The sequence below is a fragment of the Kitasatospora sp. NPDC058444 genome, from assembly GCF_042721415.1.
Lineage (GTDB): Bacteria > Actinomycetota > Actinomycetes > Streptomycetales > Streptomycetaceae > Kitasatospora.
Genome location: NZ_JBHXLL010000017.1, coordinates 70,769 through 90,069, shown reverse-complemented (window position 1 = coordinate 90,069; position 19,301 = coordinate 70,769). Strand labels below are relative to the sequence as shown.

General features: G+C 71.4%; 20 protein-coding genes and 1 pseudogene. 7 read left to right on the top strand and 14 right to left on the bottom strand.

What is annotated here, in order from left to right:
* Window positions 1–12 precede the first annotated feature (12 nt).
* The gene (locus ACFWP2_RS19565) at window positions 13–702 is read left to right on the top strand and encodes a hypothetical protein (protein WP_380452913.1); all 690 of its coding nucleotides are present in this window, start codon (window positions 13–15) and stop codon (window positions 700–702) included.
* Window positions 703–718: 16 nt separating this feature from the next.
* Here the strand turns inward: ACFWP2_RS19565 and ACFWP2_RS19560 are convergent.
* Window positions 719–811: pseudogene (locus tag ACFWP2_RS19560) on the bottom strand (MerR family DNA-binding transcriptional regulator); the annotation flags it as partial.
* Window positions 812–950: 139 nt separating this feature from the next.
* On the opposite strand from ACFWP2_RS19560, the gene ACFWP2_RS19555 reads away from it, so the two are divergent.
* Window positions 951–2,132 carry an MFS transporter gene (locus ACFWP2_RS19555; protein ID WP_380452911.1) on the top strand — a complete coding sequence of 394 codons (1,182 nt, stop codon included), beginning with the start codon at window positions 951–953 and terminating at the stop codon, window positions 2,130–2,132.
* A 147-nt stretch (window positions 2,133–2,279) separates the two neighbouring features.
* Here the strand turns inward: ACFWP2_RS19555 and ACFWP2_RS19550 are convergent, their stop codons facing one another.
* The 4 genes from ACFWP2_RS19550 to ACFWP2_RS19535 form a co-directional block, all read right to left on the bottom strand.
* Entirely contained in the window at window positions 2,280–2,816 is a 537-nt protein-coding gene (locus ACFWP2_RS19550) for a hypothetical protein (RefSeq protein ID WP_380452909.1), read from the bottom strand.
* Between the two features lie 83 nt (window positions 2,817–2,899).
* Window positions 2,900–3,652, bottom strand: a complete 753-nt coding sequence (locus ACFWP2_RS19545) for a hypothetical protein (RefSeq protein ID WP_380452907.1) — start codon at window positions 3,650–3,652, stop codon at window positions 2,900–2,902.
* A 395-nt stretch (window positions 3,653–4,047) separates the two neighbouring features.
* On the bottom strand, window positions 4,048–4,602 hold the full coding sequence (locus tag ACFWP2_RS19540; protein ID WP_380452905.1) for a hypothetical protein: 555 nt from the start codon (window positions 4,600–4,602) through the stop codon (window positions 4,048–4,050).
* 15 nt (window positions 4,603–4,617) lie between these two features.
* Window positions 4,618–5,058: an ATP-binding protein gene (locus ACFWP2_RS19535; RefSeq protein WP_380452904.1), complete on the bottom strand. Its 441-nt coding sequence runs from the start codon at window positions 5,056–5,058 to the stop codon at window positions 4,618–4,620.
* A 383-nt stretch (window positions 5,059–5,441) separates the two neighbouring features.
* Between ACFWP2_RS19535 and ACFWP2_RS19530 the strand changes: the two genes are divergently transcribed.
* Complete coding sequence (locus ACFWP2_RS19530; protein WP_380452901.1) at window positions 5,442–6,860, top strand: helix-turn-helix domain-containing protein; 1,419 nt, start codon at window positions 5,442–5,444, stop codon at window positions 6,858–6,860.
* Here ACFWP2_RS19530 and ACFWP2_RS19525 read toward each other — a convergent pair.
* The 3 genes from ACFWP2_RS19525 to ACFWP2_RS19515 all read right to left on the bottom strand — a co-directional run bounded on the left by ACFWP2_RS19525 (window position 6,857) and on the right by ACFWP2_RS19515 (window position 9,204).
* Window positions 6,857–7,390: an NUDIX hydrolase gene (locus ACFWP2_RS19525; protein WP_380452899.1), complete on the bottom strand. Its 534-nt coding sequence runs from the start codon at window positions 7,388–7,390 to the stop codon at window positions 6,857–6,859. The two genes, ACFWP2_RS19530 and ACFWP2_RS19525, sit on opposite strands and share 4 nt — an antisense overlap.
* A 626-nt stretch (window positions 7,391–8,016) precedes the next feature.
* Window positions 8,017–8,313, bottom strand: a complete 297-nt coding sequence (locus ACFWP2_RS19520) for a helix-turn-helix domain-containing protein (RefSeq protein WP_380452897.1) — start codon at window positions 8,311–8,313, stop codon at window positions 8,017–8,019.
* A gap of 33 nt (window positions 8,314–8,346) precedes the next feature.
* Entirely contained in the window at window positions 8,347–9,204 is an 858-nt protein-coding gene (locus ACFWP2_RS19515; protein WP_380452895.1) for an NAD(P)H-binding protein, read from the bottom strand.
* Between the two features lie 40 nt (window positions 9,205–9,244).
* Between ACFWP2_RS19515 and ACFWP2_RS19510 the strand changes: the two genes are divergently transcribed.
* A complete protein-coding gene (locus tag ACFWP2_RS19510) occupies window positions 9,245–9,658 on the top strand; it encodes a winged helix-turn-helix transcriptional regulator (protein WP_380452893.1) in 414 nt (137 codons plus the stop codon).
* A 354-nt stretch (window positions 9,659–10,012) separates the two neighbouring features.
* Here the strand turns inward: ACFWP2_RS19510 and ACFWP2_RS19505 are convergent, their stop codons facing one another.
* On the bottom strand, window positions 10,013–10,198 hold the full coding sequence (locus ACFWP2_RS19505; RefSeq protein WP_380452891.1) for a hypothetical protein: 186 nt from the start codon (window positions 10,196–10,198) through the stop codon (window positions 10,013–10,015).
* Window positions 10,199–10,444: 246 nt separating this feature from the next.
* On the opposite strand from ACFWP2_RS19505, the gene ACFWP2_RS19500 reads away from it, so the two are divergent.
* The gene (locus ACFWP2_RS19500) at window positions 10,445–11,446 is read left to right on the top strand and encodes a hypothetical protein (RefSeq protein ID WP_380452889.1); all 1,002 of its coding nucleotides are present in this window, start codon (window positions 10,445–10,447) and stop codon (window positions 11,444–11,446) included.
* Between the two features lie 432 nt (window positions 11,447–11,878).
* A complete protein-coding gene (locus tag ACFWP2_RS19495; RefSeq protein ID WP_380452887.1) occupies window positions 11,879–12,262 on the top strand; it encodes a peptidase inhibitor family I36 protein in 384 nt (127 codons plus the stop codon).
* A 119-nt stretch (window positions 12,263–12,381) separates the two neighbouring features.
* Here ACFWP2_RS19495 and ACFWP2_RS19490 read toward each other — a convergent pair whose 3' ends face one another.
* Window positions 12,382–13,719, bottom strand: a complete 1,338-nt coding sequence (locus ACFWP2_RS19490; protein WP_380452885.1) for an LGFP repeat-containing protein — start codon at window positions 13,717–13,719, stop codon at window positions 12,382–12,384.
* Between the two features lie 508 nt (window positions 13,720–14,227).
* Window positions 14,228–15,274 carry a winged helix-turn-helix domain-containing protein gene (locus ACFWP2_RS19485; protein ID WP_380452883.1) on the bottom strand — a complete coding sequence of 349 codons (1,047 nt, stop codon included), beginning with the start codon at window positions 15,272–15,274 and terminating at the stop codon, window positions 14,228–14,230.
* 162 nt (window positions 15,275–15,436) lie between these two features.
* Here ACFWP2_RS19485 and ACFWP2_RS19480 point away from each other — a divergent pair, with 162 nt between their 5' ends.
* On the top strand, window positions 15,437–15,688 hold the full coding sequence (locus ACFWP2_RS19480) for a hypothetical protein (RefSeq protein ID WP_380452881.1): 252 nt from the start codon (window positions 15,437–15,439) through the stop codon (window positions 15,686–15,688).
* Between the two features lie 198 nt (window positions 15,689–15,886).
* Here ACFWP2_RS19480 and ACFWP2_RS19475 read toward each other — a convergent pair whose 3' ends face one another.
* The 3 genes from ACFWP2_RS19475 to ACFWP2_RS19465 all read right to left on the bottom strand — a co-directional run bounded on the left by ACFWP2_RS19475 (window position 15,887) and on the right by ACFWP2_RS19465 (window position 19,181).
* Window positions 15,887–16,819: a ferritin-like protein gene (locus ACFWP2_RS19475; RefSeq protein ID WP_380452879.1), complete on the bottom strand. Its 933-nt coding sequence runs from the start codon at window positions 16,817–16,819 to the stop codon at window positions 15,887–15,889.
* Between the two features lie 31 nt (window positions 16,820–16,850).
* A complete protein-coding gene (locus ACFWP2_RS19470) occupies window positions 16,851–17,399 on the bottom strand; it encodes a gluconate 2-dehydrogenase subunit 3 family protein (protein ID WP_380452877.1) in 549 nt (182 codons plus the stop codon).
* Window positions 17,400–17,477: 78 nt separating this feature from the next.
* Complete coding sequence (locus ACFWP2_RS19465) at window positions 17,478–19,181, bottom strand: GMC oxidoreductase (protein ID WP_380452875.1); 1,704 nt, start codon at window positions 19,179–19,181, stop codon at window positions 17,478–17,480.
* Window positions 19,182–19,301: the final 120 nt, after the last annotated feature.

Sequence of the window (19,301 nt, the reverse complement as noted above, 5' to 3'; positions counted from 1 at the left end):
GAGGATCGGCCGGTGTTCGAACTGCTCCCCGGCCTCGGGGTCCGGCTGCCGGGCGCGGCGGGCACCCTGCGGTTCGGCCTGGACGAGCGGGCGACGGCCCAGGCCCTGGCCGGGCTCGGCCCGCTCCTGCCGAGGCCCGTACCCGACGCGGCCTGGAGCCGTACCGCCCGCTGGGCCGACGTCGAAGTGACCGCCGGAGCCGTTGAGTCGGACGTGGATGCGGCGGAGCCCGGCGAGGCCCTCCTGCACTCCGTCGTGCTGAGCCGCGGCCCGTCGGCCGCGCACGCACCGGGCGGCACGCCCGTCGTCCTCGCCGACGTCGACCTCTTCGGCTACCCGGCGGCCGAGGTCCTGGAGGCCCTCGGCGACGGCCTGCCCGCGGAACTCTCGCTCAGGCCGCGGGACCGGCGCGGCTACCTGACGTCCGTCACCCTGCGCGCCGCCCCGCCGCCCCCGCCACCGGGCCGCCGGAGCCGGGCCGCGGCGCAAGCCGCCGAGACCGAACGCGCCGTCGCCGACCACCGGTTCCTGTGGACCACGGAACGCGACCGGTGGCAGCTCCTCGAAGCCGGCGGCGGCCACCTGGTCCAGCGCCGGGACGCGCCGTTTACGCAACTGCTGATCTGCGACGACGCGTTGGCGCAGCGGATCACTGCCGAGATGCTCGCCGCCGGCGTGGAGGTCGTCCCGGAGCGGCCCTGACCTCACCCCGGGCCCCGTCCCGGGCGGGATCGAGCAGGCCCTGCTCCTCGTAGTAGCGCAGCAGCCTCGGGCTCACCCCGGTGCGCCGGGACAGCTCGCCGATCCTCACCTGCGCCACCTCACACGGCCGGGCTTGACGTTCACATCGATGTGAGAGTCCTAGCGTCCCAGGCATGTCGAAGACAGCACAACCCTGTTCCCCTCCCCCGTCCCCTTCTGCCTCCCCCGCCCCCGTCTCCCCCACCCCCGTGGGCCCCGTCCCGGGCTGGCCCGTCGGCGGGCTGCTCGGCCTGTCCGCGGCCGTGTTCCTGGCCCTGACCACCGAGATGCTGCCGGCCGGCCTCCTGCCGTCGACGGCCCGCGATCTGGGCGTGTCCCAGGACGCGGCCGGGCTGCTGGTCACGGCGTTCGCCTACGCGATGGCCCTCGGGGCGATACCGCTGACGGCGCTCACCCGGGGCCTTCCCCGGCGCCCCCTGATGGTCGCCCTCATGGCCGGGTTCGCCGTGGTCAACGTGCTGACGGCGCTCTCCGGCAGCTTCGTGCTCACCGCCGTCACGCGGGCGTGCGGCGGTCTGCTCGCCGGGGTGTTCTGGTCGACGGCCGCGGCCTACGCGGCCCGGCTGGTCGCGCCCGAGCGGGTCGGCCGGGCGGTGGCGATCGTGTTCGCGGGCCAGGCCCTCGCGCTGACGGCCGGTCTGCCCCTCGCGACGGCCGTCGGCTCGGCGGTCGGCTGGCGCACGGCCTTCGGCGGCCTGGCCCTGCTCGCACTGCTGCTCGCCGCACTGGTGGCGCGCTGCCTGCCCCCTCGGCCGGGCGACCGGGCGCGGGGCGCAACGCGGGTCGCCGCGGTGCTGCGCACGCCCGGTGTCCTGGCGGTCTCCGGCACGACGCTGGTCGTGATGCTGGGCCAGTTCGCGCTCTACACCTACGTCGCACCCCTGTTGGAGCGCGCCGGGCTCGGCGGGTCCGCGATCGGCTGGGCGCTGCTGGCGTACGGCGCGGCGGGTGCGGCGGGCGTCGGGGCGTCCGCGGCGCTGGTGGACCGCCGTCCGCGTGAGGCGGTGCTGGGCGGGCTCGGCCTGCTGGCCGGTGCCGTGCTGCTCCTCGCGGCGGCCGGACGTTCCACGCCCGTCGTGCTGGTGGCCCTCGCCGTGTGGGGCCTGGCCTTCGGGGCGCTGCCCACGCTGCTGCACGCGGCGGTGGTGCGGGCGGCCCCGGCCACCCCTGAGATCGCCGACTCCGGGCTCAACTCCGGTTTCAACATCGGCATCGGCACCGGCGCGGTCCTCGGCGGCCAGGTCCTCGCCCGGGCCGGGATCGGGGCGGTGCCGTGGACCGCGCTCGCCCTGCTGACCGTCGGCGCGGTGGCGGCGCTGGCGGCCCGCCGCACGGGGTTCCCCGGGCTCCGGGCGGGGGGAGCCGGCTGAGCACGACCGCCCCGGGCGGGGTGCGGTGCACGCAGGCGGCCCGGGGCCGCCGCACGATCTTCGGGAGTCCGCACGGCCCTTGACGGTCCCGCGGTGGCCGCACCTGTCGGCCGCCTCGGTACCCGCCGCCGTCGCCATCAGGCGCCGTCAGTCGTCGGCGGCGACCAGTAGGACGAGAAGGCCTGCCCGGCGGTCGATGAGGACGAGTTCGTGGAACGCGATGTGGATGGGACCGTAGTCGTGGTGCGCGTCGTCGGGGAGATCCCCCAGTGCGTACCGGCTCGTTGCCCGGCGGATCGGCGTGTAGACCGCTTCCTGCAGCCGCTCCTCGAGATCGGCCGGGACGGGGACGCCGTCGGCGACCCACGAGCTGATCACGCCGGTGGCGGTCGCTTCGTCGACGGCCAGGTAGGTGTCCGGGGTGATGCGGTCCGACCACCACTGTCCATGGCGTGGCTCGAGCCACACGCCGGCCCCGTCGTAGGTGTCGCGGAACTCCGGATGTGCGATCAGGGCGGCCAGCAGGTCTCGGTCGTCCGGTGCGTCGGACGGCAGGTGGAAGCGCTTCATGTGGACCCACCGGTGCCCGTGTCCCCGCCCGTCGGGGAAGGCGAAGTCCCGAAAGTTGACGAAGGGGCTGTCCCGGTGCGTGAGCGCTTGTGTCGACGGCATGCCGATCAGCATCGTCGAACACATCGGACGAACAAAACCGTAGGCCAGTGGCGCCCGAGGGCCCTACCGGTCTGCGCGGCCAGCCGAACGGCCCGTCACCGCGGCTGCCAGGTCCCGAGGGCCCGGGCGAGCCGCCTGCCCTGCGCGGGTGTGATGCCGTGGGCGAGCTGCCGGGCGAAGCGCGGGCTCCCCGGGACGTCGCAGCGCAGGATCCCGGCGAGGGCGGGCTCCCGCCCCGCCCAGGGCCGGCCCCATCGCCGGTGCTGCGGCGCGCTCCAGCGGGCGGGTGCCCAGCGCGGGTGCCGCAGGACGAACGCGGCGAGGCGTGCGCCGTTCTCCGGCGGTGTCCCGACCGCGACCAGCGCCGCCCGCACCACCTCGGCGGCGTCCGGCGGCAGTTGCGCGTCGCCGAGTGTCGGCAGCAGGAGCAGCAGCCGAACGGACGGGTCGTGCACACCGGGCGCCGCGCGGTCGGGTGTGTCGGCGATGTGGACCAGCTCCCGCCAGGCCAGGCCCGGTCCCTGCTGGTGTTCCGGCTCCGGGCGGCGGGTGTCGACGGCGGCGAGCCGGCCTCGCACCCGGCCCCAGTCGGGGTGGACGACCAGGTACTCGGTTCCCCAGTCCGTCGGGAGGTCGCAGCCGTACAGCAGCACCGCGTGCCCACCCCCGAACGGCAGGCGCACCTCCAGGCCCTCCAGCATCGCGCTCTCCCAGGCGGCGTCGGCCTCGGCGGCATCGGTGCCGAACCACCCGGCGACCAGCTCGCGCTCGGCGTCGGCCACCGCGCAATGCCGCGTCAGGTACGCGGCCCACCACGGCGGCCGGGCCGCTGTTCGGTCGTGCAGCACGGGGCCAGGCTCTCACACCCTGTCGCGCGGGATCGATGCCCCGACGGCCAGGTCGCCTCCGCCCGGCCCGAGCGGAGGCGACCTGACTGCCCTGGCCGCACCCTTCCTGCACAGCCGACAGGGCCGGCACCGGACAAGTCCGCGTCCTCGTCGACCTTGCGACCAGCGGGACCATTCCCAGGTCGCCCGCCCTTCAGCTCAGCGCCGGGTGCGGTCGTCTCTCCCTCCGCCCGTCGCCTGTGGCACACGGTTCACCGGAGAGAGGCCGCCTGCCGCCGACGCCAGCGGCAGGCGGCCCTCGGCGCTGCCCGCGAATGCGCGGCGACGAGCGCTCGGCTCCTGCGGTGCTGCGCAGGAAGTCGGCGGGTCCGACTTCCTGTGCGGGGCGCGGGGGTTCAGGGGTGGCGGGTGGCTTGGGTGCGGCAGTGGGTGAGGGCGTACTTGAGGCGGGTGTCGGGGTTGGGAACGGTGGTGAGGAGTTCGCCAGCGGTGACGAGGGCGGTCCAGTAGCGGGCGGGGTCGCCGGTTCGGGGCAGGGGGCGGGCGGCGGCGAGGGAGAGGTAGGCGGCGGTGAGGTTGCCGGTGGTGAACCAGCGGGTCAGGCCGTGCTGGTGGCCGGCGCGGATGCCGCCCATGGCGTCGATGGCGACCAGGAAGTGGTCGACGACGGCGAGTTCGGTGTCGGTGAGGGAGGCGGGGACGTCGAAGACGCCGAGGGCTTCGAGGAGTTCGCCGGTGTCGGTCTCGGAGCCCGGGCGGGGGTGGGCGAGGAGGGCGTCGTGGCACTCGGCCAGGCGGCGGACGGTCTCGGCGAGCGGGATGGTCAGGGCCAGGCAGACCGCGCGGGCAGAAGGCACCGGCTTGTGGGTGCGGCGGGCGAGGAGGGCGTAGGTGTCGGCGGGGGTGCGGCCGCGGGAGAGGGCGTGGCCGGCGAGGTTGGTGAGGTGCATGGGGAGTTCGGGCTTTCAGGCGGTGACGAGCGTGAGGGCGGGACTGGGGGCGGGGGCGACCAGCGCCCAGACGTACTTGCCGATGCCGCCCGGCCGGGAGGCGCAGCCCCAACGCTCGGCGAGCTCGTTCACGAGGAACAGCCCGCGCCCGCGCTCGTCGTCCGGCGCGGCGCAGCGGAGGGACGGGCACCCGGAGCCGGCGTCGTGGACTTCGAGGCGCAGGCGGGAGTTGACGAGGGAGAAGCGGACCTCGATGTGCCGGTCGTCGGGGGCGTCGGAGTGCTGGACGGCGTTGGCGAACAACTCGCCGAGCAGGAGTTCGGCGGTGTCGCGGTAGCGCTCGCCGAAGGGCATGCCGGAGAGGTAGGCGCGGAGCAAGTAGCGCGCCAGGGGCGTGGATTCGATCCGCGAGTCGAGGCGCGCGACGAACATGCGGGGGCGATGGGTCTTGAGCATGGAGGTACCTCGAAGAGATCGGAGCGAGCGTGCCTGGTCGGGCCTGATGGGCGTCTGGAGATGGCCGTGCGAGACCAACTCGCCGTCCCCTCCGCCGCAGCGGATTCATGCACAGCCGTCCTTCTGGGCTCGCGCAAACAGCGTTGCAGCAAGGGGATTGCAATCAGCGTCTCAGCCTCCACGTCACCTCCTAGCAGGAAGCCGCTGGTCGTGACGAGAGGATCGATCGCACCGGTAGGTTCCGGCAATGGCGGCCCCACCGTGATTTCACGGTGGGGCCGCCACAGGTCGACAGCCATTCACCACGGCGCGACGAAAGCGGCTTCGGGTCCCCCAGGGATGGCCTAGCGTGGAAATCCAACCCTCTGCTGGACGGAGCCGAGATGCCCCGAGCCGCCGACCGGCGGATTACCGCTGCCCGACTTGCCGCCGCTGCTGAGGCCTCCGGTTGGACGCCCTGGCAGCTCTCTAGCGCAATCGCGCGCGAATGCGCCGTGAGTCTGCTTCAGGCTGCACGCCTCAGCCGTGGATGGTCCCTTCGACAGGCAGTCGATGAACTGGCACAGCTGGGTCAGCGTGTGACAGTGCAACAGCTCTCAGCCTGGGAGCGGGGCACCACACGGCCATCGATCGAGCGTCTTGACGCGCTGTGCCGCCTCCACCAGACCAGACCCGACCGTCTGGGCTACGGCACCGACTACACCCCTGTGGACAGTCAAGTTGCCCCCGAGTCCACCCCGAACGTCAGCGCCGAAGCCCCCATGGACGAGGTGCAGGCCGAGATGCCATCTGCCCGGCACGCCATACTTCGTGGACTTCTTAGCCAGGTGGGTCTAAGCCTGTCCACTCCGGTCTTGTCCGCCCTCATGAGCGCCCGCCAGGACGGGGCCGCCGTCTTCACCGCGAGCGTGTCCGACACCACCGTTGATCAGTGGGAGAGCACCGCTGCCGATTATGGCCATGCCTACCAACACACTCCGCCGGCCCGGCTCCTCGGCGATGCCGTGTTGGACTTCCTCGACGTCCGGCAGCTCCTCAGCCGCCGGCAGTCGGCCGACCACCGTGCCCGTCTCTGCCACGTCGCTGCCCGACTCGCCGCCACCGCAGGCATCGCCCTGGTCGCGATGGGCGAGCACCGCGAAGCACGGGCCTGGTACCGGGTTGCACAGCTCGCGGCCGAGGAAACTCATGACCGCGCCCTCCGCGCGTGGCTTGTAGCACGTGAGGCTGTGATCCCGTTCTACTACGGGGCGCCCGCAGGCGCGGCCGAGCTAGCCGAGCGGGCCCGGGTGATCGCGGGTACCACGGTGTGTGCCACCGCCGCATGGGCGCCTGCGCTAAAAGCTCGCGCACTCGCCCGCCTCGGCCGCCCTGAGGAAGCCCGCGCTGCCATGGTCCTCGCTGAACGGGCGTTCGTCCGACTGGGGGCAGAGCACACCGCCGACCTGGCATACGGGTACACCGAACGTCAACTTCGGTGGCACATGGGCAGCATGTACACCACGCTTGGTGACATCCGACGCGCGCAGCAATCCCTTGACCAGGCTCTCAATCTCTACGCACCCACCCAGTACCTCGACCGAGCACTCATTGCTTTGGACCAGGCAGACGGCCTGATGCGTATCGGCGAGATCGGTGCGGGAGCGCAGACCAGTATGGTGGCGGTTGCCACACTCCCGAACGAGCACCGGACCGGGATCGTGCTGGCCCGGGCGAGGGAGGTTGCCGCGGCTGTGCCGCCGCGTTCGGCCCGCCTGCCACTGGTTGTTGATCTTCGAGAGATGCTGGCCCTGCCGTCCTAGGATCGCCGGGCGAGCACCTGGAGCAGCCCGGTGACCGCGACGCCTGCCACGATCTCCCGCCGGTCGATCATGCCCTGGATCCGGGAGATCGGGATCCACTCGATCCTGTCAGCCTCATGGGTGTCCACCGGCGGCGCGACGTAGGTGGCGCCGTGAGCGAGGAACACGTGGTGTTCGGCGTCGCTCATGCCGCCGATGGGCTGGTTGTAGGCGAGTACCTCGACCTCGTCCACCTGCCAGCCGGTTTCCTCGAGCACCTCGCGGACGGCTGCGGCCTCGAGGGATTCCCCGTCCTCGACTATGCCGCTGGGGATCTCCCAGCTCCAGGTGTCCGTCGCGAAGCGGTGCCGCCACATCATCAGCACCTGGTTACGGTCGTTGATCACTACGGTGGCCGCGACCGGCGCGAATCGCACCAGGTGGTGCTCGTACCGGTCCCTTCCGAGCGGCTCGACGTCGACCAGGTCAAGCCGCACCCACGGACTGGTGTAGACGGGGCGGCTGCCGTGGATCGTCCACTCACTGCTCACTCGTACCTCATGATCTCGGTGGGACGGGTCGGCGCCATCCTGCCAGAGGCGCCTGCGACGGCGGCACGGCCGACCTGGAACGTCGCGTGAAGTGGGTACCGGAAACCGAGGTGGTGAAGCGGCTGACGAACGGCGAGGAAGCGGACGGCCCCTCGCCGCCCTGTCCCACTCCCTTGGTCCGCCTCGACAGGAGCAACCGGCATGGCGATCGAGGCGGAACTCAAAGCGGTCGTACACGCCCCCGAACGCGTCCTCGTGTGGTTGGAGGAGCAGTTCCGCGCCGGTCGAGCCGAGGTCTACGGTGACACCTGCGACGACGCCCCGGACGGCAGCCTGATGGGCGCCGACCGCGAGCTGCGCCTCCGCACCGTTCACCGGCCCTCACCTGGTATGCGACCGGCATGGAGCGGGTGCGTGAGGCCCGACGAGCACTCACCCCGTGGCAGGACACGGCGGCCGTCCGACATGTGGACGACCGCCTCTACTCCTGGTCGGCAACGCTCAGCTCGCTCCAGCGTTGAACTTGGCGATCAGATCCGGAAGCTCCGCCAACGAGTCGATTCGGAACGTCGCCTGCTCCGCGGCCGGATCGTGCTGCTGGCTCCAGCCCCACGGGCCGCGCCTGATCAACGCGGTCCGCATCCCTGCCGCTCGGGCGGGGAGCGTGCGGCGATCCCGCGGTGCGACCAGGTTGACTCCGGGTACGGGGGCGCGCTGGTAGCGGCGGCCACCACGGCGACGCGAACCTGCGGCCCGTAGATGCGGGGCCGGCCGGAGCGTTTCGCGTCGGCCAGAGCGGCCAGGACACCGCTGGCGAACCGGCCCCGCCACTTGCGCACCGTGTTGACGCTGATCTTCAGCTCGCGTGCGATCGCGGTCCACAACCGCCGTCGGAACCGGCTTGATTGCGCGGGGCATGGCACGTTCCTGGCGGAGCGGGCTCGTTGCGGTGAGGGCTATGCGAGGGCTGCTGCGAGCGCGGAGTGGGGTGCGCGGCCCAGCAGTTGGCGTAGAGCACCGTTGGTGCGGGACATGAACCCGGCCGCGATGGCGGAGTAGGTACCCACCAGCATCGGCACCTGGAACGGCTCGGCGCCGGAGGCGGCGATGCGCGCGCGGGCCTGGGCGAGGGTCTCCGGCTCGTAGGTGACGTGCGGGCCGTGCGCGCGGGCCAGATCGGCGCCGCCGATGGCCTGCTCACCGACGAGTTCATAGATGCGCCCCGCATGAGCGGGGGCCTCCACTGTCACACGTGCCGCGGCGTCGGCCAGATCCGCCCGGGCAACGGCGGCCAGTTGGCCCTCGCCGAGCGGGGCAGTGATCCGCCCGTCGCCGGACGGCGCCGCGAGCCAGGCCAGCAACTCCGCGTACAGGCCGTTGCGCAGGATCGTCCAGTCCATGGTGCTCTCCTGGAGCCGACGCTCGGTCCAACGGTGCGGCAAGGCGTAGGGAAGGTGATCGCCGTCGGCGGTCAGGCTCGTATACACGACATGCGTCACGCCGGCCTTCTCAGCGGCGTCGATGACAGCACCGTGCCGGGCTATGACGGTGTCGTCCTCGCCATAGCCCGCGGAGATCAGCAGCAGCACATCCACCCCCTCGAAGCCCCCGGCGAGGGTGCCGGGCTCGTCGAAGTCGATGCGGCGGACCGGCAGCGGGGCCGTGAGCTGCTCGGGGTCGCGGGTTCCAAGGATGGTGTCGTCGCGGTCGGCCAGCCGCTGGGCGATCAGCGTGCCCAGGGCGCCGGTGGCGCCGGTAACCAGGATCATCAGGGTCTTCCGTTCCGGTAGGTTCTCTTCGGTAACCGGGATCATCCTGCGGGTCTGCGCCCAGGGAGCGTAAGGAGGCACTTCCATGTCAGTGGGGCACACAGGGGTAACCACCACCCCCGTCGTCAGTTGCGGCGACGAGCACGAGGACTGCGGGATCCGCGAGGTACTCGACCGGATCGGCGACAAATGGTCGGTCCTTGTCGTCGTCGAACTGGCCCAGGGCGTCCGCCGTTTCCGACAGCTACAGCGCGCTGTCCCCGGTATCTCGCAGCGGATGCTGACGCTCACCGTGCGCCGGCTGGAACGCGACGGCCTGGTCACCCGGACCGTGCACCCCACGGTGCCCCCGCAGGTCGAGTACGAGCTCACGACGATGGGCCACAGCCTCACACATCTGGTCAAAGCCCTCGCGGACTGGTCTGCCGAACACCGCGATGCCATCGCTCAAGCACGCCAAGAATGGGATGCCGAACATCCCGACTCCGGAATCCACTGACCGAGTGGGCTCCAGCACCTCATGGAGGGGAGAACCCCTCCACGGACTTCTGCGGGGCAGCACTGGTAAGGCTGGGATGTCCCCTTCGCGTCCTCTCCAACTGCTCCTCGGCGAGATCGCCCCCCGGGAGACCATCAGGCCCGATACGTGAACCCTCCGAGGTCATGCCGAGAGGTACCGTGCGGGTTGGTGACCACGTTGGGGGCGAAGACACAGATCGCTGCGTCGGCCGGCTCGGTCGACGCCACGTGCGGCAACCACTGGTCAGCGTACGAGGCGTCCCGAAGGAGTACCTCGGGGACGACCGGTGTGAGGTGTCCGTCGTCCCGGGCATGGTCACTTCTGAAACGCGCTCTACGGTCGCCGGGCGAGCACCTGGAGCAGGCCGGTGACCGCGACGCCTGCCACGATCTCCCGCCGGTCGATCATGCCCTGGATCCACTGAGAGCGTTTCAGCCCGAGTTCGGACCGGCCGACCGGGCTTCTGCCGGCGTTTTCAGCGCCGGAGGACGCCTTGGTGGTGCAGCCGGCGGCGCTCACGCGGTCGAGTCCGAGGCCCCTCCCGGAGCGGCTCCCGGCCCGACTTCGGGTCCGACTTCGGGTCCGGAAAGTTTCTCGAAGTCACCTGCAACCCCGGGGCGTTCCACACGTCTTCAAGTGTGAGAGGCAGGCCAGGCGGGGGCGTTCCGGAGCGCATCGCCGCCCTGTTCGCCGGCCCGGTCGATCATCGATTCACGCTCTGAGCCGTTCTTCGGCATTTCCGCGTTCACGTTCCAGGGGGGAACCATGTCCATCGCCCGTATCCGTCGATCCCGCCGTACCGCAGTGGCCGCCGCGGCTGTCGGGACCGCCCTGCTCTGCGGGGCACTCGCCCTGCCCGCACCCGCCGCCTTCGCGGTCGAGCCTCCGCAGGCCACGCTCTCCGTCGAGGCCCCGGACTCGATCGGATTCGCGGGCCGGCCGGTCGAGTTCACCGAGACCATCACCAACACCGGCACCCAGAGCACCACGTACAACCTGGTACTCGACACCACCAGCGACCTGGGCACGCCCGAGCACGCGATCACCATCGACTACAAGGATCCGGCGGACGGCACCTGGAAGGCGTTCCCGCTGGAGTTCAACCGGGGGGACCACAACGTCACCTACAGCGGGTTGCTGTCCTGGCCCGACGGCCTGACCGTCCCCGCCGGCGGCGAGGTCACTGTGGCTCTGCGCATCGGCGCCCCGATGGGCCTGCCTCACGACGGGGCGTCCAACGGCGGCTTCCAGTCCGTCGCGCTGCACTCCGCGGTGATCGCGCGAGACGGCTCCTGGGTGGCGCTGGACCAGAAGACCAGGACGATCAAGGCCGAGCCGCTGATCACGTCGCTGTCCGAGGTGCCCGACGAGGCGGTCGCCGGCGGCGACCCGATCGAGTTCGACGCCGTCCTGGACGACCCGACGCCGTCCGACTACGTCAACCTCGGCAACGTCCTGTTCACCGACCCGCACGCGACGGTGCAGGTCCGCGACGAGGACGGTTCGTGGCGCGCGCTGGAGAAGGTGTCGAACGGGATCCCGGGCGACCCGGTCGGCGTCTACCTCCAGGGCCGCGACTCGGGCATCCTCGCGGGCGACACGACCGTGACCCGCGTCCGCGTCTCCTACGACGCCACCACACCGGCCGGTGCCACCCGACTGGGCCCGTGCGTGTTCGTCAACGAGGGCGCCGTCCCGTTCCGAGGGACGACGACCTGCGGCACCCAGTCCACTGTCCAGATCCTCCCGCCGACGGCCGCCTCCTGATCACCACATCCACCACCGGCGCCGACCCACCCTCCACCGGGCGGGTCGGCGCCCCGGTTCACGTGAAGGGCGGGCGCCGGCGGAGAGACCGGTCAGCCGGTCCGAACTCAGGCTGAAACACGCGCAGTTGACCGAGGCAAAAGCATTTCCCCCGGGCGCCGAGCCGGCGGCCTCTCCGGACGCCGGCTCGGCGCCCGGATCGCCGTGCGCGGCGGCGCGAAGAGCCCGATCCGGACCGGCGGCCGGTGGTGAAGGCGGCGTCCGGCCCGGGGCCGGCTGCCGCCTTCACCACTCGTGTGAGGAATGCCCGACGCGTGCCTCGTGCGGGTGAGTTCGCCGGTCGCCTCCGCCGCCCGGACCCCTGCCTCTGCCACAGTCGCAGCGAGTGGGGAAAACCGCGGACCCGCCGTACGACCGAACCGGGAGAAGGACATGCCGAATCTCCGCACGATGGCCGCCTGCCTGTCACTGGCGGCGGGGCTCGCCCTCACCGCGCCGGCCCCGCCCGCGCTCGCGGCGACCTCGGCCACCGGCTACGACCGGTGCGCGAGCGGCAACTTCTGCCTGTTCCAGGACGTCGACGGGCAGGGCCGCGTCGTGGGGCTGGGCGGGGAGCGCGCCTCGCTCGGTTCGCTGGACTTCAACGACATCACGTCGTCGCTGCGCAACCGCACCGGCCGGCTCTGGTCGGTCTACACCAACGCCGACTTCGGCGGCCGGTGCCTGCCCGTCGCCGCCGACTACACCGGCAACGTCACGCAGTACAGCCTGAACGACCAGATCAGCTCCGCACGGCCCGGGGGCTGCCCCTCCTGAGGGGCGGCACGCAGACCTCTCGGTCAGCGCCCCCGGGCCAGGCCGACCCGGGGGACCGGCTGCGGTCCGGGCAGGATGACGCGGCACCACGACGGGCGGTGGCGTCGATGGCCCGGTCCTCAACCACAGCTCATCGAGGGGTCGTCGGAATCCTTCCCCACCCGCGTACAGGTGTGCTGGACGCCCTTCAGGTCTTCGATCTCGGTCTGTCCGACGCGACCCAGCCAGTGGACCTCGGGTGCGCCGGAGGTCGGCTTCAGGTGCGGATACCGCAGGACCTCCCACGAGGGGAACTTGTCCTTGGTCGTCCTGACGTCGAACGTCGCGGTGTCGTTGACGGTCTTGTCCGGGTCGTACTGGCGCGGAGTCAGCCAGAAGGTCGCGTTGATCCGCCCGAAGTTGAGCAGTTCCGGCACGCCCGAGGAGGAGAACCCGTTCACCAGCGACAGGTCGATGCGGGCGCCACCGTTGCCGTACGGCTCCACCCAGTACTCGTTCTGCTCGATGTCGTTGCTGTCGGTGTTCACCTTCGCGTGCGACGTGCGGACCAACGGCTTGGCGTCCCAGCAGTGGACGAACCGGAAGCACGAGTGCTCGATGTAGATCCCCACCCGGCCGGTGGCGGTGTCCCAGGCGATCGTTCCCTTGGCGCCGGCCTCCGGATCGGTGCCGAACGAGCGGTGCTCGCCGATCTGGTCGTAGAACGTGGTCGTGTTGGCGATGAAACCTCGCACCAAAACGACCCCGCGGTCGGCGCCCTTGGGCAGCAGGGTCGCGCTCTGGCTCTGATCGCCCGGGTTCGCGTTGCCGTCGATGTGCTTTGCCTTCGCCCGCTGCCACTGCGGGTTGTCGGACTCGCCCGGAGCCCATCCGATCGGCCCGTTCTCGAACTGCTGCGAGTACCCGTCCTCCGGGCGCAGCCCCGGGGCCTCGTCGGTCACGGGGTAGCCGTACGGGCCGTTCTCCCAGCCCGAGGTGCCCCACTTCTCCCCGATCCTGCCCCAGACCGGGTGGGCGCCGTTGGAGCGGCTCGGGTGCCAGTAGACCGTTCCGCCCTCGTACTCCTGGCGCTTGCCGGCACCGTCGGGGTTGGCGAGTTCGTCGCTTTTCGGGAATCCCAGCGTGCCTCCCTCCCAGCCCAGTTGGCCCCATTTCTCGCTGATCCTGCCCCAGACCGGGTGTGCCCCCGTGTCGGAGGTCCAGTAGATCGATCCGCCTTCGAAGGTCGTGAACTTGCCGCGTCCGTTCGGGGTGCTCTGCTCACCCGACGTCGGGCATCCGAGCGGGCCGTCAGGGCCGTGCATCTCGTCGTACTTGGTCTGGATCGCGCCGAGAACCCAGTGCGGGCGACCGCAGTACTGGCTGTCGGCCTTCGCGGGGGTCGGCAACGCGACCGTCGCCATCAGGGCCGCTGCGGCAAGTGCGCCGCAGTGACGCATCGTTTTGGTGCGCGCCATCGAATATCACCGGGATTTCTGGGTTTGAGGCATCCGAGGAGGGCCCTTCGGGGCCCGGGCTCGTCCGGGAGCGGTCTGGCCCCAAGGTGGAAGCGACGCCGGAGGATTGAGGGGCTGGCCGCAGGTCCAACCCCGCTTGGCGCCGCTCGCCGGAACGGACGTGCGCGGGATCACGTGAACCAACCCTGGGGCGGGGCGCGACGCAGGGCAAGAGACAACCTTCTTACGAGGGAGGCAACTTCACTCCTGATTGACCTTTCACGCAAGGCTGTTCCCATGCGGCGCGGGCGAGCACGACCCCGATGCCCGCCCCGACTGCCGTGCCGCCCACGGCAGTTCGGTACGCCGAGTGCTCCCGGTGCCATGACCCGGTGCCCCGCCCCGGCATCTGCGGCCCCTGCGCGGGCCTCACCCCCCGCCCGCCCGGCGGCGGCTGCGGCGAGGCGGGCCACCCGCCTCGGCGCCGCCCGGGTCCAGGCCGCTGCCGCCTCGGTGTGCCGTGCGGCGTTCAGGAGGCTTCGGGGGATGGGATGTTGGTGTTCAGCAGGGTGAGGCCGAGATGGGTCAGCGTGTGAAGGACCGCCTTCCGCTCCCGGGTCAGGGCGGTCAGCCCGGCCTTGCGCAGGGTGGTGGCGTGCTCGCTGGCGCTGGCCGGCGACAGGCCGGCCCGCTGTGCCAACTGGGTCGTCGTGCAGGCGGGATGGTCGGCTATGACGCACAGCACGATCGCTCTGCTGCGGCCCAGCAGCGCGGCCAGGGCCGGTGGCACCTGGGCATCGCGTCGGCGGGTGTCGGCGGGCGGTGCCCACAGGGCCGCCGCGTCGATAGGGTCGTGCAGTGCCTGGTAGGCCATGACCACCGTGTCGTCCAAGGAGCCGGCGAACAGCTGGGGAACCGGCCCGCAGAACACCGACGGAGCCAGCACGAACGAGCGGCCCGACAGGTGGAGGTCGGCTTCCGGGTGGGTCAGCGGCCGGTAGCCGGGGATCTCCAGTACCGGCGGCCTCCATACGGCCATCGGGCGCAGGCCGTCCAGGAGCGCTCCCACCCCGCCCCGCGCCATGAGCCTGCCCCGTCGCGCCACTTCGCCCTGAAGGTGCTGGTCGATGCGCGGCCAGTAGGGGGCGACCGCGACGCGGTGGCAGTGCTGCAGGGCGGCGCCCAGCCGCCGCAGCGCCCGCGGGGCGGCGTCCATCGCCTCGGCCAGCCACGGTTCCGCGGGCCCGGCCGTGCGCGGTGGGACGGAGAACTCGGCGCGCAGCCGCGGGGCCGGCGTGCTGACCAGCCGCTCGATCCCCTCCTCCACGCGGTCCACCGCGCCCACCAGGGTGAACAGGTCCACCAGTGCCCCGTGGGCGGCCGGGCTGAGGAACCGTGCCGCCAGTCTCCCGTCGGCGCCGATCCGGGGACCGGTGCGCGCGCGCCACCCGCCGAACAGCGCCGCGCGGTCGCGCCACTGCACGGTCCGCATGCTCAGCTGCGTCTCGGCGAGCGGCCCCAGCACCGTGACCCGTACCCGCGCCAGGTCCTCGGCGGTGAAATGAACCCGTAGCACGCCGTCCTCCTCGTCCGCGCCCGCACCCTGCGGATGAGCCTTGCCGCCGCGCTCGTTTCGGGGCAGGCCGAAACGAGTCGAATCCCGCACCGCCGCGGGTGGACTCTTTCTTCCGTGCCCGAGGCACACCACACATCCGCGAAGCGACAGAGGAGAACACCCATGCGCGCACGTCTGCTTCTCACCGGCCTGGCCCTGGCGACGACCGTGCTGGTGGGCGGCGCCGCCACCGCCCAGGCGGCCCCCGCGCCCCACCAGGGCGACACGGTCTCGGCCGCGGTTCCGGGCTACTGGAAGAAGATGGGCATCTACACCAAGTCCGCCTGCTACGACCTGAGGGACTCCTACGCCGGCGACGCCTACTGCTCCTTCGTCGGCACCAACAGGTACGCCCTGTACATCTGGGTCGGCTGAGCCCCTCGTCCTCGCGGGCTGCTCCGTGGAGCGGACCCGTCGTGAGTGGGCGGCACCATGAGGCCCGGGGGGCGTCGGCGGGGGGTCGTCGGCGGTGCGTCAGGAAGCGGTTGCGGCCCTTCGGTTCGTCCGAAGGGCCGGAGTCGCGCCTGCCCGGCACCGTCCGCCCGGAACGCCCGGGTCCCCGGCCGGGATCGCTCAGGCCGCTGTGCCGTCCCACCGGAACTGCGGACGGATCCCGCGTCTGATCAGGTCCCGCCCGAGGATCTGGAGCTGGAACATGGCCGCCACGTTCGGCGGCGCGCCGGACGTCCAGCACGTCTCCAGGTCGACCAGCAGCTTCGACAGGGTGCGGTTGAACTCGGTCGAGGGGTTCGGCCGGTCCTGGGAGGGCGCGAAGTGGTACACCTCCGGCAGGTTGACGGGAGCTCCGCTGAAACTCCACGTGCCGCCGGTCTTGACCAGCCGCTTCTGGACGTAGAGCTCCTTGAACAGGTAGTAGTGCGCGTGGCCGCTGTCCCCCTCCCCCGGCGGCTGATCGGGTGAGCCCGGTGTCCCCTCCCCCTCGGTCTTGATCCGGTCGATCGTCTCGACCGCGTCGGCGACGGTTCCGATCGGCTTCGCGAAGGGCACCTCCACCGCGTGGGCCTTCGGGTGGATCGCCGGCTCGAGCTTCCGGAACGTGCGGATGATCGTGTCGTAGAAGGCGCCGATCGTGGCGGGCGGCCGCCCGGCGTGGAGGGCGATCGGGGGGAACTCCGGGTACTCGATCTGCATGAACACCGCGAGCTGGTCCTTGACCAGTGGCTTCAGATCGACCGGAAGTCGCTGCGGAATGCCGCCGGGCAGCTCGTCGGCCGGATAGGTCGGCAGGAAGCCCGGGTGCGCGATCGACGGCCGGCCGCCGATCGCGGCCAGCAGGTTTCCGGCCAGCGCGAAGTGGTTCATCTCCTGGCTGACGATCCTGTGCAGCACACCCTCGGTACGGTCCGGGTCGTCCTTGACCGACCACTGCGCACACAGATACGGCGGGATGGTGGCGAATTCCAGCCGCATCGCGAGCCGCAAGGCGCCTTTGAGGTCGTCCAGCGGCAGAACTCCCGCCTCGACGTACTCCCTGATGGTCTTCATGCGCGCGGTGCCCGCGGTCGCCGGATCCACGCTACAGCCCCAACTTCCGGAGTTCGTCGTCGATGACGCGCTGCGCCTCCGGCGGGACGCCCGGGAAGGCGAGCAGCGGCACGTTCCCGGGATAGCCGATCGCCTTGAAGCCGATGTCGGAGGTGAAGTAGCCGATGAGCAGCAGGGACCGGAACCTGATGAAGAAGCTGCGGTCCGTCGCGGTGGTCGACGCGATCTGGTCGACGATCGTGCGCTGCCGGGGGCCGTCCAGTTCGACGAACCCCGTCCCGAACTGGCTCCGCGCCTGCGCGTCGACCATGGCGAGGCCGGTCGTGATGACAGTCCTGTGGCCCTGCTGCGTCGGGTAGGGGGCGCTCACCCAGTCGTCGAGGAAGTCGGCGATGCCCATCGCGCTGGGCGCCGGGTGCTCGGCGGTGCCCGGCAGGACGATGTCGGCGAGGACCGTGACGAGTGCGCGCTCGCGTTCCGAGAGCGTGCGCGGCCAAGGCGTGTGCGGCGTCACGAGGTTGGGGTCGGTTCCGTAGCCCTGCGGTGCGGCATCGAGCCCGGCGGCGCTGTGCTGGCCCATCTCTTCCTCTCTCTTCCTCTCGCTTCCGATGCACCGTCATGCGGTCGCTCTGACGTGGTGGTTGGGCGCCCGGTGCGGTCAGGTCCCGCCGCTGCGCAGCAGTTCGAGGATGCGGGCCGAACTCCGCGCGGCCAGGGCGAGGATGGTGAGCGTGGGGTTCTTGTCCGGGCTCGACGCGAACGCGGCGCCGTCGACGACGAACAGGTTCCTCACGTCCCAGCACTGGTTGTAGGCGTCGAGGACGGAGTTCTGCGGTGAGGTCCCCATCCGCGCGCCGCCGACCTCGTGGACCGCTCCGCCGCCCTGCGGCATCGCGACGGGACTGGTGTCCGGTGCGCCGCCGAGCAGGCTGAAGACCTTGTTGAAGGTGTCGTGCATGTGCGTGACCTGCCGGATTTCCGGATCTCCCCATGTCCAGTGGAACCGCAGGACCGGAACTCCCCACTTGTCCTTGACCGTCGGGTCGAGCTCGCAGAAGGAGCCCTCGTTCGGGATCATCTCGCCTTCGCCGATGAGGGTGACGTCCGTGCCGTACTTGCGCCGGACCTCCTCCCGCAGGGCGTCGCCGTAGGTCGCGCTGCCGTCGTCGATCAGGTTCTTGACGCCGGTGGTCGGCATCCTGCGGCCCCCGCGCGGCTCGATGTGGTATCCGCGCGGGAACCCGAGCTGCCCGGCGGCCTGCTCGGGCAGCAGCCACCAGGGCACGTAGATGTGCGGGGTGAAGATGCCGTCGTCGTTCAGCACGGGGAGTTTCTGGAGCAGCGGAATTCGCGACGAACGCGAGAACTCGACCGAGTCCATCAGGTACTTGCCGACCAGCCCGTGGCCGTTCCCGATGCCGTTGGGGAACGCGGCGCTTCGCGAGTTGAGCAGGATGCGCACCGACGAGCAGGTTCCCGCCGCCAGCACCACCACCCGTCCCGTGACCGAGGACTGCGAGCCGGTCACCCGGTCGTTGTAGGTGACTCCGGTGGCCCGCCCGGTCGCGTCGACGTCGACCCGGGACACCATGGCGTTGCACACGACGGTGAGGTTGCCGGTGGCGCGGGCGGGGGGAATGAGGACGGTCGTGCTCTGGAAGTTGGAGCGGCTGGCGCAGCCACGGGTGCACTGGGTCGAGTACAGGCACGCCGCGCGGCCGTTCAACGGGCGGGTGAGCACGGCCGCCCGGATCGCCGCCACCTTCATGCCCAGGTGCTCGAACGCCCGGCCGAGGACGATCTCGAAGGCGCGCGGGGACGGCGGTGGGAGCTGGACGCCGGGCGGGGAGTCGGGGGCGTTCTCGATCCCGTGGGGAAGGCCGGTGACGCCGACGAGACGTTCGGCCTTGTCGTACCACGGCGCCAGGTCGGCGTACTCGATCGGCCAGTCGAAGCCCAGCCCGTCACGGGTCTTCGGCTTGAAGTCGTACGGTCCGAAGCGCAGCGCCACCCGGCCCCAGTGGTTGGTGCGGCCGCCCAGCATCCGCGGCCGCCACCAGCTGAACTGGTTCGACTTGTCCGGAGTCGGAGGGTTCGCCTGGCTGTAGGGCTCTCCGGCGATCTGCGAGCCGCCGTCGACGGTGGCGTCGTAGAAGCCCTGCGGCTTGTCCGCCGTCGAGGCCGCCCGCAGCGGCGCTTCCTGCGGCGTGTTGAACATCGGCGTCTCGGTCCCGGGATCGTAGTCCCGGCCCGCCTCCAGCATCAGGACGCGAGCGCCCGCCGCACAGAGCTCGTGCGCCGCCATTCCACCGGCGGCCCCGGAGCCGACGATGATGACGTCGAACGCCTGGATATCGGACAAGGTCCCCACTCGTTTCACCGGATATCGCCGCGCGACACAAGAATGTCACTCTCAGTGACCAGATGGTGACAAGTCTCGCACGGGCTGCGATCGGCCGCGACCGGTGGATCCGGGAGCGAT

Bases quoted from the DNA above. Each gene is read 5' to 3' on its own strand.
- ACFWP2_RS19550 (WP_380452909.1), bottom strand. From the start codon at position 2,816: ATGCTGATCGGCATGCCGTCGACACAAGCGCTCACGCACCGGGACAGC.
- ACFWP2_RS19470 (WP_380452877.1), bottom strand. From the start codon at position 17,399: ATGGGCCAGCACAGCGCCGCCGGGCTCGATGCCGCACCGCAGGGCTAC.
- ACFWP2_RS19500 (WP_380452889.1), top strand. From the start codon at position 10,445: ATGTCCATCGCCCGTATCCGTCGATCCCGCCGTACCGCAGTGGCCGCC.
- ACFWP2_RS19495 (WP_380452887.1), top strand. From the start codon at position 11,879: ATGCCGAATCTCCGCACGATGGCCGCCTGCCTGTCACTGGCGGCGGGG.
- ACFWP2_RS19490 (WP_380452885.1), bottom strand. From the start codon at position 13,719: ATGGCGCGCACCAAAACGATGCGTCACTGCGGCGCACTTGCCGCAGCG.
- ACFWP2_RS19530 (WP_380452901.1), top strand. From the start codon at position 5,442: ATGCCCCGAGCCGCCGACCGGCGGATTACCGCTGCCCGACTTGCCGCC.
- ACFWP2_RS19480 (WP_380452881.1), top strand. From the start codon at position 15,437: ATGCGCGCACGTCTGCTTCTCACCGGCCTGGCCCTGGCGACGACCGTG.
- ACFWP2_RS19535 (WP_380452904.1), bottom strand. From the start codon at position 5,058: ATGCTCAAGACCCATCGCCCCCGCATGTTCGTCGCGCGCCTCGACTCG.
- ACFWP2_RS19475 (WP_380452879.1), bottom strand. From the start codon at position 16,819: ATGAAGACCATCAGGGAGTACGTCGAGGCGGGAGTTCTGCCGCTGGAC.
- ACFWP2_RS19510 (WP_380452893.1), top strand. From the start codon at position 9,245: ATGTCAGTGGGGCACACAGGGGTAACCACCACCCCCGTCGTCAGTTGC.
- ACFWP2_RS19540 (WP_380452905.1), bottom strand. From the start codon at position 4,602: ATGCACCTCACCAACCTCGCCGGCCACGCCCTCTCCCGCGGCCGCACC.
- ACFWP2_RS19515 (WP_380452895.1), bottom strand. From the start codon at position 9,204: ATGATCCCGGTTACCGAAGAGAACCTACCGGAACGGAAGACCCTGATG.